At 44.4% G+C, this 14,949-nt stretch carries 10 protein-coding genes; 4 read left to right on the forward strand and 6 right to left on the reverse strand.

Translation table 11 applies throughout. The annotated features are described in order from the left end of the window. Positions 1-70: 70 nt before the first annotated feature. Entirely contained in the window at positions 71-526 is a 456-nt protein-coding gene (locus LYZ37_RS18795) for a methylglyoxal synthase (RefSeq protein ID WP_004743830.1), read from the reverse strand. A 9-nt stretch (positions 527-535) separates the two neighbouring features. Beyond that, positions 536-1,552 (reverse strand): TMAO reductase system periplasmic protein TorT, encoded by a 1,017-nt coding sequence (torT, locus tag LYZ37_RS18800; RefSeq protein WP_272788329.1) that lies wholly within the window; start codon positions 1,550-1,552, stop codon positions 536-538. Between the two features lie 80 nt (positions 1,553-1,632). On the opposite strand from torT, the gene torS reads away from it, so the two are divergent. Further along, entirely contained in the window at positions 1,633-4,524 is a 2,892-nt protein-coding gene (gene torS, locus LYZ37_RS18805) for a TMAO reductase system sensor histidine kinase/response regulator TorS (protein ID WP_272788330.1), read from the forward strand. A 2-nt stretch (positions 4,525-4,526) separates the two neighbouring features. Further along, positions 4,527-5,054 carry a GNAT family N-acetyltransferase gene (locus tag LYZ37_RS18810; protein ID WP_272788331.1) on the forward strand — a complete coding sequence of 176 codons (528 nt, stop codon included), beginning with the start codon at positions 4,527-4,529 and terminating at the stop codon, positions 5,052-5,054. On the opposite strand, the gene LYZ37_RS18815 is transcribed toward LYZ37_RS18810, so the two are convergent. Further along, the gene (locus tag LYZ37_RS18815) at positions 5,051-5,674 is read right to left on the reverse strand and encodes a lysoplasmalogenase (protein ID WP_272788332.1); all 624 of its coding nucleotides are present in this window, start codon (positions 5,672-5,674) and stop codon (positions 5,051-5,053) included. The two genes, LYZ37_RS18810 and LYZ37_RS18815, sit on opposite strands and share 4 nt — an antisense overlap. Positions 5,675-5,736: 62 nt before the next feature. Continuing rightward, positions 5,737-6,885, reverse strand: a complete 1,149-nt coding sequence (locus LYZ37_RS18820; protein ID WP_272788333.1) for an iron-containing alcohol dehydrogenase — start codon at positions 6,883-6,885, stop codon at positions 5,737-5,739. A 141-nt stretch (positions 6,886-7,026) separates the two neighbouring features. Between LYZ37_RS18820 and LYZ37_RS18825 the strand changes: the two genes are divergently transcribed. After that, positions 7,027-7,911, forward strand: a complete 885-nt coding sequence (locus LYZ37_RS18825; protein WP_272788334.1) for an AraC family transcriptional regulator — start codon at positions 7,027-7,029, stop codon at positions 7,909-7,911. A gap of 384 nt (positions 7,912-8,295) precedes the next feature. Continuing rightward, positions 8,296-11,448 carry a chitinase C-terminal domain-containing protein gene (locus LYZ37_RS18830; RefSeq protein ID WP_272788335.1) on the forward strand — a complete coding sequence of 1,051 codons (3,153 nt, stop codon included), beginning with the start codon at positions 8,296-8,298 and terminating at the stop codon, positions 11,446-11,448. Between the two features lie 70 nt (positions 11,449-11,518). Here the strand turns inward: LYZ37_RS18830 and glgC are convergent, their stop codons facing one another. Both glgC and LYZ37_RS18840 read right to left on the reverse strand, forming a co-directional pair. Beyond that, a complete protein-coding gene (glgC, locus tag LYZ37_RS18835; protein WP_272788336.1) occupies positions 11,519-12,733 on the reverse strand; it encodes a glucose-1-phosphate adenylyltransferase in 1,215 nt (404 codons plus the stop codon). A gap of 152 nt (positions 12,734-12,885) precedes the next feature. Then, positions 12,886-14,787, reverse strand: coding sequence for a sensor domain-containing diguanylate cyclase (locus LYZ37_RS18840; RefSeq protein WP_272788337.1), 1,902 nt, complete (start codon positions 14,785-14,787; stop codon positions 12,886-12,888). Positions 14,788-14,949: the final 162 nt, after the last annotated feature.

The following is a 14,949-nucleotide window of genomic DNA, read 5'->3' on the forward strand; positions in this document are numbered from 1 at the left end:
TGGGAAGATAGTAGAAGAATCAGATTTGATAAAAGCTCGCCATTTCGCGAGCTTTTTATTTATTTTTTACTTATGTTCTATTGGCAAGGTACGCTTCATAGTCAGGGATTTCGATATCCACTTCTTGCTCGATCAGTTCAGATTCAATAATGAATTTGGCCGTTGCTCGGTTTGTTGCGACAGGAATGTTCCACACACTTGCGATACGAAGCAGTGCTTTAACATCTGGGTCATGCGGAACCGCATTAAGTGGATCCCAGAAGAAGATCAATACATCTATCTTGCCTTCAGAGATTAGCGCACCCAGTTGCTGGTCACCGCCCATCGGGCCGCTGATCATACTCTTAATCGCTAAACCTGTATCTTTGCTCAGCATCGATCCCGTGGTGCCTGTTGCGTAGAGAAAGTGACGTTGTAGCTTTTCTTTATTCTCTTTTACCCAACGTAGTAACTCAGGTTTGCAGTTGTCATGTGCGACAAGCGCGACGTGTTTGTGTGCAGGCAGGGTACGCGTCGTTTTTTCCATTTAGACTTCCTAATTGTTTTCGTTATATACGTAAAATGTTGGTCGATACTCTGAAGGGGATAGAGATTGCGCTATCACTTCAGGGTTCAAATTATTCGGTGTTAGCGGCTCAATAATCGGCGCTTCAATTTTGTTGTAGTTCTCACCACGCAAATAGTGCACGGCTTGCTGAATCGAGAGGCGACCTTGCAGGACCATTTTATCCGTTGGGGCAAATTCAACTCTGCTCCTCAATAGGCCTCGGTATACGCCGTGACTTAAATAAGTCGAAACAAGGCCAATATCGTCCGCTCTATTCGCGCTACGTAACTCGCTAATGGCCGCTTCAATCGCGACTGCGCTTCCTACTATATAATTAATATTTTTGTTATCAATGGCTTTTTGAACTAGGTTGCGTTGCAGCTCTTTATCATTGTCTGCCCAGTAGGTGTCGACAACATGAATGTCGCTGCCTTTAATGGCAGAGTAAAACCCTTGGATTACGGGTTTAGTACCACCACTGGATTGGGGGCCGGGTAATAGGGCAATATTGGTTTGCCCAGAGCCTGCGGGGTGCTTAGATTTTAGATAATCACCGACGTAGTAGCCCATCCAATACCAGTCGACGCCAACTTCCCCTTTTAAAGCCGTTTGGTTTTGTGGATCAACCACGAGTTTGTTGACAGTTGCAAACACAGGAACCGATGAAGAGACTGAACTCAGTGAAGAGTAAAATAGGTCGGGCGCTACTGTACCTAAAATGATTGCGTCGGCTCCCCACTTGACGCATAACGCCATATGTTCACGTTGCTTGTCTAAGTTGAGGTAACCGCCTGCTTCCAGAACTCGAAGATCGACATCTTGTTTGTCGGCTTCATCCACCATGCCGTAATTGACTGACAGCCAATAGGAATCTTTAAGATGCGGGTAGATAGCGCAGATACGAGGAGGCTGAGCAGCATAGGTACTAGCAGAGAACAGGAACAGGGTGAGCAGTATCGACGTAGTCAATGTTTTAGGTGTTTTGATTGCGGAGATCAAAGACATGCAGCATTTCGTTGGTAATGGGCGAATAAACACTGCAAAATATAGCGCATTATAGAAGAGTTAAGAAGTGAAGATTCTCAATGTTACTTGCTAAAGCGAGTATTGGCCGTAAATTGTTGCTGTCATTTTTGGCCATGGCGCTGCTGGTTTTAATATCCGCTCTGATCGGTATGTTTGGGTTTTCGTCCGTAGCAAAAACCGAGCGTAACGTAGTTAACTCTGCCATCCCTTCAATGATCGAAGCCCGTCAGGTTTCGGAACTCAGTTCACGCATTATCTCCTCTGTACAGACACTCTCCAACGCTAAAACTGAAGCAGAACGCCAAGAGTCAGGTAAAGAGCTCTTTTCGCAACTCGAAACCTTGCTCACGCATATAAAACAGTTGGGATCAGATTCGTTTGATTCGTCATTGCTTGATAGATTGGAATCAGACGTACAAGGTGTTATCGACACGCTGGCTAAACTGGGAATTGTGGTCGAAAGAAGGCTATTTCTTAGTGATGATCTTGCGATAAGAACTCAAGAGCTAAGAAAACTGGCGAGAGAACTAGAGCAGCTTACTCGTACTCAAGTCGCAAACACGTCAACCATTGCTGTAGCTAACGTTACGCATATCTATGCGCTACTGGAAAAAAACAAAAAAGATCAGGCTTATCAGGCGCTCGACACTTTAGTGGAAGTCGATCTCGATTTGGCTGAGCGTTTACACGAGCTTCATCTACTCGCTTTTAAGCTGCTTAACCATATTGAAGAGACGCGCACCATCTCTGATATTGATCGTATTCGCACCATACGCCAAGAATTTAACAACAACTTGAGTATTATGACGCGTCGAGTTCAAGCGGTAGAAGATCCAACGCGTTCCGCTCAGATGACGGCCTTACTTGATAAGTTAGAACAAAGAGAAGTGGTGTTTGATGTTCTCACTCAACGTTATGAGAACGAACTTTCAGCACAGCAGTTGATGCAAGATACGCTTACTCAGTTTTCGACACTAAACACGACGGTAAACAAGCTTGTTGATGATTCAAACTCTGCAACGACACGCGCTGTCGCTGAGTTAAAAACCACGCTAGATTACGCACAGTTGACCCTAACCATCATCACAATATTGGGTATGTTGATAGTGGTCATTATCGTGTGGAAAGTCGTCTATGTCTCGGTCGTTAAACGACTCGCAGAGTATTCTTCAGCGCTGCTTTCGATTGCCAAAGGGCAGCTTGAAGTTGACCTCAAAGTGAGAGGCAGCGACGAATTGGCCCATATGGGACAAGCGATTATTACTGCGCGCAACACAGCGAAAGCGTTAAAGGTGGTTGCAGAGAGTGAAGCAGCCGCTAAGCGAGAATTGGAAGAACACAAAGGTCATCTTGAAGAGCTAGTGACTGAGCGAACACATCAGCTGCAAAATGCCAATACCCGTTTAAATGAGGAAGTAGAGAATCACGCCAGAGCGCGTCAAGAAGCCGAGCAAGCGAGCCGAGCTAAATCCGCATTCTTAGCTACAATGAGCCATGAAATTCGCACACCGATGAATGGCGTTCTTGGTACAGCACGCCTGCTAAAAGACGCCGGGCTCAACAGTACCCAAGCTCACTATGTTGACGTGATTAATCGCAGCGGTACGACATTATTAGCGATTCTCAACGATGTTTTAGATTACTCAAAAATAGAGGCGGGACATCTTGAGATTCGCCCAGTTGATTTCAATCTTCCTGCCATGGTCGATGATACCAAGCAACTACTGTTGGGCAGGGCAAAGGAAAAGTCCTTGCAGCTTGAATACTGTATCGAAAGCGATGTTGAAAAATACTGGTTTGGTGATGTCACACGTATCAGTCAGGTTCTCAATAATCTGGTTGGTAACGCGATTAAGTTTACCGAACAAGGCAATGTCGATATTTATGTGTCGCTTGATCCAGATACTCCACAGCACATCATGTTCGAGGTTTCCGATACCGGAGTGGGGATCAGTGCAGACGAACAACTGACCTTGTTTGACGCGTTTACCCAAGCAGCTGGTGGCATGGGAGCAAAAGGCGGAACGGGCTTAGGCTTAGCGATCAGTAAGCGCATTGTTGAAGCAATGGGCGGGCAATTGTTTGTCGACTCAAGCGTCGGGGAAGGTAGCTGTTTTTGGTTTTCTATCCCGCTGACACTAGGTCAGGAGTTCGAAGAGCTAGAAGTGACCACCGATTGTCGAATCAAGGCTAAGGTTTTGCTTGTCGAAGATAATCCAGTCAACTGCATGGTTGCAGAAGGGTTCTTGAAAAGCATGAACCATGAGGTACATACTGCGGTAACAGGCGAGAAGGCCTTCTCTTTGTATAAAGAAGAGCAGTTCGATTTGGTGCTGATGGACATTAATCTCCCCGATTGTAACGGCGCAGAGTTACTCAAAGAATTTAAGTCATATCAACTCGAACAAGGGACTACAAACGATATACCAATGATTGCCGTCTCTGCGCACGTATACAACGAAGAAGTTGAAAGTTACTTAGCAGCAGGCTTTGATGGTTACTTACCTAAACCATTAGATAAAGATCAATTATGCCAAGTAATTCAAAATAGTTTAGAAGGGAAGCCTCTGTTACTTGCCCAAAGTGATGATTGTGATGTAGAAATAGGCATGCAAAAACGGTCAATTATTAATCCGAATGTTATTCTGGCTGATATGGAAGTATTAGGCAGAGAAAAAATGAAAGAAATCAGCATGATGTTTAATCAGGGTGCTGATGAAATACTTGAACAACTCGATGCCGCTACTAAACAAGAGAATCAGCATAACACGGTACAGTTAGCACATAAGTTAAAAGGTTCTGCGGGCAGCTTAGGCTTAGACTCCTTATACGATCTTTGCTTGGAGATAGAAAAGTCACCAACCCCTTTGGAGTGTTATCAACAGCACAAAGCTGGGTTAACTTTGCTTGTTTCGCAATCGAACGATGCACTGAAAGAATTATTAGATTAGATATGAACCAAATTGAATCAAAAAAACTTTCCATGGCTCAAATAACGGAAGATGATTGGGCGCTGTTTGAACGATTAAATCAAGATGAAGATGTGATTCGTTACGCTTTCGATAAACCGTCTACAGAACAAATCCGAGAGCGCTTTACTTCAAGATTACCCGCTTGGAACTGGCCTGACAGCCATTGGTTGTGTCTGGTGATTCGGGAGAAAGAATCCGGTGATGCTGTTGGTGTGACTGGTTTGTGTGTCTCTGAACAAAGCAAGGATGAAGTTGAAGTAGGTTATCTATTACTGCCAGAATTCCACGGTAAAGGCTATGGAACGGAGTCTTTAGTTGCCTTGATTGATCATGCTACTAGTGAGTTTCCGATTAAAACGGTCAATGCGATTGTGACCGATGGAAACATTGCTTCATGCAAAGTGCTTGAGAAAGCAGGGTTTACCTTAGCGGAACGTGAAAAAGATGCCTATTTGCTAGGCGGTAAATACTACGATGATTTAATTTATCGTTTTCAGGTACCAGCCTAAGAAGCGACGACTGACAACGTCAGCAAGGTTTGAGCCGTGTAATAGGTGATCATCACAACGTGACGTGAGTAAGCTGAGTGGCTACGAAAACGATCCACTGCTAGTACGACATCCGACACGATGAAAATAAATGCGCCTAACACGGCATAACCCGCCCCAGAGCCTAAAGATGAGTTCCAATGCTCGATGGTGCCCCAAGCCATCATCAATATTCCTAAGCTATAGACGGCGATAGGCAGTTTCCAACGGCCTAAGTTTGGCAATAACAGAAGATAGACCAGCGTTCCAATCGCAAGGAGCGTTAACAATATCCAGACATTAACTTGCATATCTACCGCACTGAAAAAAGCGATGCTATAAGCAAAATGAGCAAGTAAAAAAACGCTAAGACCTTGTATAAACTTATCTTTTGGGTGCATTAAAAAAATGTCACCTATGCAAGATAAGACTAGGCCAACGCCAATCCACAGGGCGTAGGTTGTCTGGGCTTGTTGACTGCCAAAGACAATAATAGACATAAGAAAGATCGGTGTCGGCTTCGATAAATAAAAAATCCAACGATTGCTTTGGTTAATACTCCATACGTGTATTGCGCACGTTAGGGTAATTAATAGCCACATAAATCCTTCTTATACAAAAAAAGCAGCGAATGCTGCTTTTTAGATTAATAACTTAGCTGAATTTACGCAATAGCAAGGTCAAGGATCTTACGGCTTTGCTCTAAGTTGATCGCTTGGTTTTCACCCAGTGCAACCATGCCGTGTTGTGTCAGTTGATTAATAACAGAATCAACGGCCTGCTCTTTATCGGCTTCGTATTCGCTAAATTGTGTGGCGACACCTAGCGATTGGTAGAAAGATTCGATAGCCACTATGGTTTGCTCAGCAAGATCGTCTGTTGCTTCTAGACCAAATACGTTAACACCCATCTGTTCTAGTTTTGTCTTCTTAACAGCAAATTGATTACGTAGCAAAGAAGGCTGAACAATAGCGAGTGAACGCGCGTGATCAACTCCCCAAAGCGCCGTAAATTCGTGACCGATCATATGCGTTGCCCAATCTTGCGGAACGCCAGAGCCAATCAGACCGTTGAGAGCTTGGTTCGCTGTCCACATCAAGTTTGCACGCCACTGATCATTGTCGCGCTGTGCAAATTCAGCACCTAACACTTTTAAGTTTTTAAGCAGCGCTTCTGCGTAGCCATCTTGAACCATAGCGCCGTGTTGGTTGGTTAAGTATTGCTCGCAGACGTGAACCCATGCATCGACGATACCATTGATTAACTGTTTTTCTGGCAGAGTTTTCATTACATCTGGGTCCATGACCGCAAACTTAGGCTGTACATGCGGTGTCATGAACGGCAGTTTGTCATGAGTTTCTGCTTTGGTAATTACAGCTCCCATGTTTGACTCTGAACCTGTAGCCGGTAAGGTTAGGATGGCACCGAGCGGCACGGCTTCAGTCACTTGATGTTTGCCAACCATAATGTCCCAACCATCACCATCATATTTCGCCGCGGCTGCGACATATTTTGAGCCATCGATGACCGAACCACCGCCCACTGCGAGTATGAAGTCGATACCTTGTTGCTTGACTAGAGCCACGGCTTTATCAAGTGTTTCTTTTGTTGGGTTTGGCTCTACGCCAGCAAATTCACTCCAAGTGTGGTTGCTCAGAGCTTGTGAAACCTGATCATAAACACCATTACTTTTTATTGAGCCACCACCGTATATAACAAGTACTTTTTGCTCGGTAGGGATGATGGATTGAATGCTTTGAATCTGACCTTGACCAAATTGAATCTGGGTTGGGTTGACGTATGAAAATTGCATCGTGTTATGCCTCTTGCTTCCAGTTATGGATTGTAATCTTTATCGTTAATATGCATATTAGTAGTGGAATGTGGCTTGATAAAGGCCAATTACTCCAAATGTTATGCCTATTTCTCCAAAGTTAATTTTAGCGGAGCAAAAATGTCACTCGCCGAACTTATGCAGCAATACGTCGATTTGAAAGGTTTCGATCAACTCGAAGGGATTGCTAAAACAGAAATTGAAGGGCTCTACTTTTATCGAAGTAGTCAGGGAAACACGCGTCGGCCTTTTGTCTATCAATCTGGCGTTATTGTGCTGGGACAAGGTAAAAAGAACATCTACCTGGGCAATCAGCCTGTTCAATATGGACCTGATGACTATCTCGTTGTCGGCGTTCCAATGCCCTTAGAGTGTGAAGCTATTGCTGTCGATGGAGAGCCCTTGCTAGGTTTAAGTATCGACATCGACCCACAAGTATTACACCGACTCGTGAACAAACTGGAAACTATGAACTGTTACAAGCCATGCGCAGATGGCAGTGTGCGTTCCGGTCTTAAATCTGTGGCGATGGATGACGATATGCTCGGTGTCTGCAAAAGGCTGATGAAAGCACTCTGTAATCCTATCGAGCTAGCAGTGTTAGGCGATAGTTTGATGGAGGAGTTAGCGTTTAGAGCCTTAATGAGCAAAGAAGGTCATGTATTATTCGATCTTGCGCGCCATGAAGGTCACTACGCACGTGTGGCAAAAGCGCTAGATTACTTACATCAGAACTATACAGCTTCTGTAACAGTGCAAGATCTTGCTGAACAAGCAAACATGAGTGTTTCTGCGTTCCACCAAGCCTTTCGGAGTGTCACCTTAGCCTCTCCAATTCAATACATTAAAAAGGTACGACTAGATAAGGCGAGGGAGTTGATACAGTTAGAGGGGGTTAAAGTTGGAGAAGCGGCACGTTTAGTGGGGTATAACAGTACTTCTCAGTTCTCAAGGGAGTTTAAACGCCACTTTAATGAAACCCCGAAAGCCAAACTTGTTAGCTAACTGTAAAAAGAGGAAATCAGGTTTTACAAATTTACAGTGTTTTTTAACTCAAGTTTGAGTAATATTATAAAAACAAAGCGAATTATTCTCGTTTCCCTATAGGAGATCTAGTCAATCTTCTGTGATAAGCCCCTTTTTCAGTGATGATCAAGGGGCTTATTTTTTATCAATAACCGAATAAAAACTAGTTATTGATGCAAATTAAGTGTCGGCTTGTTGCATATATGAAGCTATAAATTGCGAGTCATTTTATAGTCTGACCAAACAATACGTGTCATTTTGGTATTCTTATCTAGGGTTATTTTACGCGATATTTTAAGTGTTTAATTTTATTGATAAACATAGAAATTAAAGCGTTTAAACAATAACTTAAGGATAAATGAAATGCATAAATCAACGTCAGGAACGGCTAGAAGAGTATTTACCCTTAGTACTCTTAGCGCGTCATGTTTAATGGCATTCAACAGTTATGCCGCAGTTGACTGTAACCCTCTCGGAGTTTGGGATTCAGCGACCATTTATAACACGGGTGATCAAGTTCAACACTTGGGCGAGGGTTATCAGGCCAATTATTGGACGCAGGGAAATGACCCCGCCCAAACGTCTGGAGAATGGGGGCACTGGCAACATTTAGGAGCGTGTGATGCAGCTGGGGGAAATGAGCCTCCTACGGTGTCAGTTACGTCTCCTCTTGCCTCTGACGTTATTACACAAGGTGACGCTGTCACTATATCTGCAAGCGCATCAGACGTAGATGGAACGGTTGCCAAGGTGGAGTTTTCTGTTGATGGCGTTGTCGTTGGACAAGCGACACAGGCTCCATATAGTGTGACTTGGACCGCTACCGTTGGTAGCCACCAAATCAGTGCGGTTTCTTATGATGATGCAGGCGCTCAGAGTACAGTCAGTAGCGTGACAATCAATGTCGACTCTGCAAATCCTGACAACATTGCACCTACAGTCGATATCACGCTTTCTACCAATTCGGTTGATGTAGGAAGCCTAGTAACACTTACGGCGAATGCCGCAGATGCGGATGGGTCAGTTGATAAAGTCGACTTTTATGTTGGTGGTAGTTTGGTTGGTACTGCCGCGACTGCGCCTTACACTTTGAATTACACAACGGTGCAAGCTGGCAGTCTTGCGGTGCATGCCGTTGCAACAGACAATCTAGGGGCGAGCACTAATTCAACGCCTGTTACTCTCGTCGTTAACGGTGTACCGCCAGTTGCTAATTGTCGTCCAGACGGTTTATACCAGACACAAGGCGTGAATGTTCCTTACTGTACCGTCTACGATGGCGAAGGTCGTGAGCAGATGGGAGCGGATCACCCGCGTCGCGTGATCGGATATTTCACTAGTTGGCGTGCGGGTGATGACCCACAAGCCTCATACCTCGTCAAAGACATTCCATGGGAACAACTGACTCATATTAATTATGCCTTTGTTGGTATTGGTTCTGATGGGAAAGTGAACTTAGGCGATGTCAACGATCCAAACAACGCGGCGACAAGCAAAGAATGGCCAGGGGTAGATATTGACCCGACACTGGGCTTCAAAGGGCACTTTGGTGCGCTAGCGACTTATAAACAGCGCTATGGAGTTAAAACCCTAATTTCTATTGGGGGCTGGGCTGAAACAGGTGGCCACTTTGATGCCAATGGCAATCGCGTAGCTGATGGTGGTTTCTACACCATGACAACCAATGCGGATGGCTCAATTAACCACGCAGGTATAGAAAAATTCGCCGCTTCAGCCGTTGAAATGATGCGTACCTATAAATTCGATGGTCTGGATATTGACTACGAATATCCGACGTCAATGGCAGGTGCGGGAAATCCTTATGATAAAGCCTTTATGGAGCCGAGACGCCCATATTTGTGGGCTTCCTACCAAGAGTTAATGAAAGTCTTACGTGAAAAACTCGACGCGGCTTCAGCGCAAGACGGTATTCACTACATGCTAACTATTGCGGCTCCATCATCTGGCTATCTATTGCGAGGTATGGAAACCTTTGATGTCACAAAGTATCTCGACTACGTCAACATCATGTCCTACGACCTACATGGTGCATGGAATGATCATGTAGGACACAATGCTGCGTTATTCGATACGGGAGAAGACTCTGAGTTAGCGCAGTGGAATGTCTACGGTACGGCTGCCTACGGTGGTATTGGCTACCTGAACACCGACTGGGCTTACCACTATTTCCGTGGTTCGATGCCAGCAGGCCGCATTAACATTGGTGTTCCATACTACACTCGTGGTTGGCAAGATGTGACAGGTGGGACTAATGGTCTTTGGGGCCGCGCCGCCTTACCGAATCAAGCCCAATGCCCTGAAGGAACAGGGGAAGGCGAGAAGAACAATTGTGGTAATGGTGCGATGGGCATCGATAACATGTGGCATGATAAAGATCCTCAAGGCAACGAAATGGGGGCGGGCTCAGGCCCAATGTGGCATGCTAAAAATCTAGAGAAGGGGATATGGGGTACATACAGCGCTGCTTATGGATTAGATCCTGTTAATGATCCGAGTGATCAACTGGTTGGTGCCTATACAAGACACTATGACAGCGTTGCGGTTGCTCCTTGGTTATGGAACGCACAAAAGAATGTTTTCCTCTCCACTGAAGATGAAGCCTCTGTTTCTGTTAAAGCGGACTACGTCATTAACAAAGAGATCGGTGGCATTATGTTCTGGGAGCTAGCAGGGGACTACAACTGTTATCTGCTTGAGAATGGACAGCGTACCTCTGTCGATTTGACTGAGCAATCCTGTGTCAATGGAACGGGTGAATATCATATGGGTAACACGATGACGAAAGCTATCTACGATAAGTTTAAGTCTGCGACGCCATATGGCAATAAGGTTTCAACAGGTGCAATACCTACCGAGGCTGTTGATATAGCAGTGACGATCGGCGGCTTTAAAGTTGGTGATCAAAACTATCCGATCAACCCTAAAGTAACCTTCACGAACAACACAGGGCAAGCCATTCCTGGCGGGACTGAGTTCCAATTCGATATCCCAGTCTCGGCTCCTGATAATGCTAAAGATCAATCCGGTGGCGGATTAAAAGTCATCGCGTCTGGCCACACAAGAGCGAACAACATTGGTGGTCTTGATGGACCAATGCACAGAGTCGCGTTTAGCTTGCCAAGTTGGAAAGAGCTGCCTGCCGGTGGGACGTACGATCTTGATATGGTCTACTACCTACCTATCTCCGGGCCTGCGAATTACACTGTAAATCTGGGCGGAGTGGATTACGCATTTAAGTTTGAGCAACCAGATTTACCGCTAGCAGACCTCTCTAATGGTGCAAACAACGGCGGAAATAATGGGGGTAACAACGGTGGCAATAATGGAGGCAACTCCGGCACAGTATCAGTATGGGAGCCAGGCGTGACCCAAGCGGTCAATGGAGATACGTACTCATACAATGGTAAGTGTTTCGTTGCCAAGAATAACCCGGGAGCATGGGAATCACCAACCCAGTCAAACTGGTTTTGGGATGAAGTTAATTGCCCTCAGTAATTGAATCTTGATTAGTAGAAGGCCTTGGCAATTCGCCAAGGCCTTGTTGTAATCGCTGAACCCATAGTGACTAAAATTTGTAGCTTTCAGGCACAACGACGATACCGTTTTCTGAAATGTGGAATCGTTTAGCATCTTCAATGGTATTTAATCCGATTGAAGTATAGGCAGGAATTGAAACATGTTTATCAATGATACAGTTAACCAACTTACATCCTTCACCGACTTCTACATCGTCAAATAAAATACTGTCTACTATCGTTGCGCTGTCGTTGATACGTACATTGGAGGAGATGACTGAGTGTTGCACGGAACCACCGGAATTAATCACACCATTGGCTATAATCGAATTGATAAATATGCCTTCATTACCCGTGGCAGAAGAGACTGTTCTTGCGGGAGGTAGCTGCGGCTCATAAGTACGAACCCCCCAGTTAGGTTGATACAGATTCATCGGTGGAATTGGCTCTAACAAGTCCATGTTTGCCTGATAAAACGAATCGATTGTTCCTACATCTCGCCAATAGCAGTCTCGCGCAACACGGCCTCGATCGGAACAAAAGTTGTAAGCATAAACGCATTGCTCATCGATTAAGCGAGGAATGATGTCGTTACCAAAATCATGAGAAGAGAAGTCATTGTCAGCATCTTCTCGGAGTACTCGCTGAAGCGTTTCCATCTCGAATATGTAGATACCCATAGACGCCAAACTACGATCTGGTTTGTTAGGCATGGATTGTGGATCTGCTGGTTTTTCAGAGAAAGTCTCTACTAAGCCTTGGTCGTTAACAGAAAGAACACCGAATGCCGATGCATCTTTTTTCGCGACATCCATAGACGCAATGGTCAGCTTTGCGCCATTTTCAATATGATCTTTCAGCATTTCAGCATAGTCCATGCGATAGATGTGATCACCGGATAAAACGATAACGTGCTTAGCGTCACTTCGCTCTAATAACCACAGATTATGGTAGATTGCATCAGCGGTGCCTTCATACCATTTACCTTTACCACGCATCTGAGGTGGGACGACCGAAATAAATTCGCCCAACTCAGGGTTAAACAATGACCATCCATCTCGCAGGTGCTTTTGCAATGAGTGAGATTTGTATTGCGTAAGCACCAATATCTTGCGAAGCCCAGAGTGGAGGCAATTGGTTAAGGTAAAGTCAATGATTCGGTATTTGCCTCCGAAAGGCACAGCAGGTTTAGCGCGGTCATCCGTAAGAGGACTTAAACGTGAGCCCATTCCTCCAGCTAAGATAACGGTAAGGGTATCTTGCATGATTCTATCTCCATATAGCGCAACAAGCGACATATGAAGGTTAGTTCAAGATCTGCGCCAACTAGGAAACAGCGTACCAATAAGGGTTGTTGCAAACGCGTGCACCATAAATGTGTGAACTTGGTGCATATAAAATAACCATTGCACCAAAATTATGCAATTGAATGTGTTTCGCTGACAGAAAGGACAGAGACTTGATTACGGCCAAGAGATTTTGACTCATAGAGTGCAATGTCTGCACGTTTATAGGTCTCTTCAGGCTTCGCTGAAATTTCGGTTGCACCGGCACTCACAGTGATGTTCAGCTCGCTTTCTATATTAATAGCCGTTCTAACCCGGTTGAGCACCATTTCGGCCTCATTTAGGTCTGTATGAGGCATAATGATAGCGAACTCTTCGCCACCAATTCGGGCAATAACATCGGTTTCCCGTAAGTGGTGTGATAAGCAACCCGCAACGTCTTTAATGACATCATCACCGCGATCGTGGCCAAACTTGTCATTGATGCGTTTGAAGTGATCAATATCAATCAAGGCTAATGTGGCAGGCTCATTATTTGAGTAACGCTTTGCACGCATTGCTTGATTTTGCATCTCTTTATCGAACTTACGGCGATTCCAAAGCGACGTCATAGGATCTTTCTCACTCAACTCTCTTAGGCGGTCTTCAAGTTCTTTTCGATGCGAGATATCAACAAAAGAGGCGACATAGAATTGAATGACACCAAAACGGTCCTTGACGGTTTGAATGCGTAGAATCTCTGTGATGAGTGAACCATCGCGACGCTTATTGACCACTTCGCCTTCCCATAGCCCTCTTTCTTCGAGAATCTTCCACATATTCATATAGAATTCTTGTTGATGCTTACCTGAAGCAAACAGTGAAGGGGGTTGACCTTTTACATCATCTAAGGTGTAGCCACTAATCCTTGTGAACTCACTGTTTACTTGAATGATACGGTTATTTCGGTCGGTAATAACGACGGCTGACATACCGTTCATCGCGGCGCGAGCAATCTTGCTATCTAAGCTATTTTTTTCGTGGTTATGATTCCATGTTACAAAAGTGAAGGTGAGTAGAAATAAAATAATCAGAATAAATGCTGCTTGGATATAGAGATCATGGCGAGCATCGTCAGTAAACGCATGAGCTTCATCAAAGGAGGTTTTAATAAAAAAGACTAACTCTTCAACGTGTTCTACGTCATTGAGTTCAGTTGAAGTGAAAGAAATCCAGTAATCGCGTTCTTTAACAGTGCCGAATTTACTAAACTGCAAGGCTCGCCATAGCTTAGGGAATTGGCTCGAAATATTGGAGTCACGGTGAGCGTTTACCAAATTACCTAGAATCTTTTCACCATTCGTCGACATTAAATAAAACCCGTCTCCCGTAGCAACTATGGGCAAATTGAGCTGATTACGCTTGTAGGCCAGACCATAATACAAACGACTGAGATCAAGATTTGCAATAAAATACCCTTTACGTTCGCCATTCAATGTAATGGGGTAGATGACGCGGTAAGCAGGCTGGTAAGGGGTCACTAGACGACCGTTTTCTATTTCGAGATCAATACCGAATTTGCCCGTATCGTGGTCACCTAGTGTTTTGGCGAAAGCGAAATAATCGCGGTCACCTTTGTGTTGTAAACGTTCTTGTTCGACAATCTCTATAAACCGTTCACCGCTATTTATACGAACAATCTCCATACCATCTTTGTCAATAAAGCGTAATTGAGAGTAATAGCCTTGTGTTTTAGCGATAAGCAACCAAAACTCTTCTAAAGCATCAAGATTTTCACGAGTGGGATTTAAGATCGCTTGGTTTAATACACCATTGTTTGATAGGTAACGAAGCGATGTTGAAATCTTTTGCAGAGATGTTTGCAACTCTACTTTTGAATACTCAAGCTTGTTACGGTTGAGTTGCTCGACATATTGCTCAGTTTGCTGCTCGACGAGCGAAAGCTGAGTGTAAAAATAGAGGAAGGGGACAAACGACAGCGCACAAAAAACAGCGATAAATTGTAAGACGATTTTGGAACGACGTTTGTACATTTAACTATTCTAATTATTAAGTTAATCAGTAAAAAAACAAATCATACTACGATATCATTCTACTTACTGTGAGCGTGGTTGAATATTAATTGCGTATATATGGTCGGAATAGAAATAAATGGGCTTTTATACACATTACCGACGATTTTGGGCGATGATGTA

The organism is Vibrio tubiashii, from assembly GCF_028551255.1.
Taxonomy (GTDB): Bacteria; Pseudomonadota; Gammaproteobacteria; order Enterobacterales; family Vibrionaceae; genus Vibrio; species Vibrio tubiashii_B.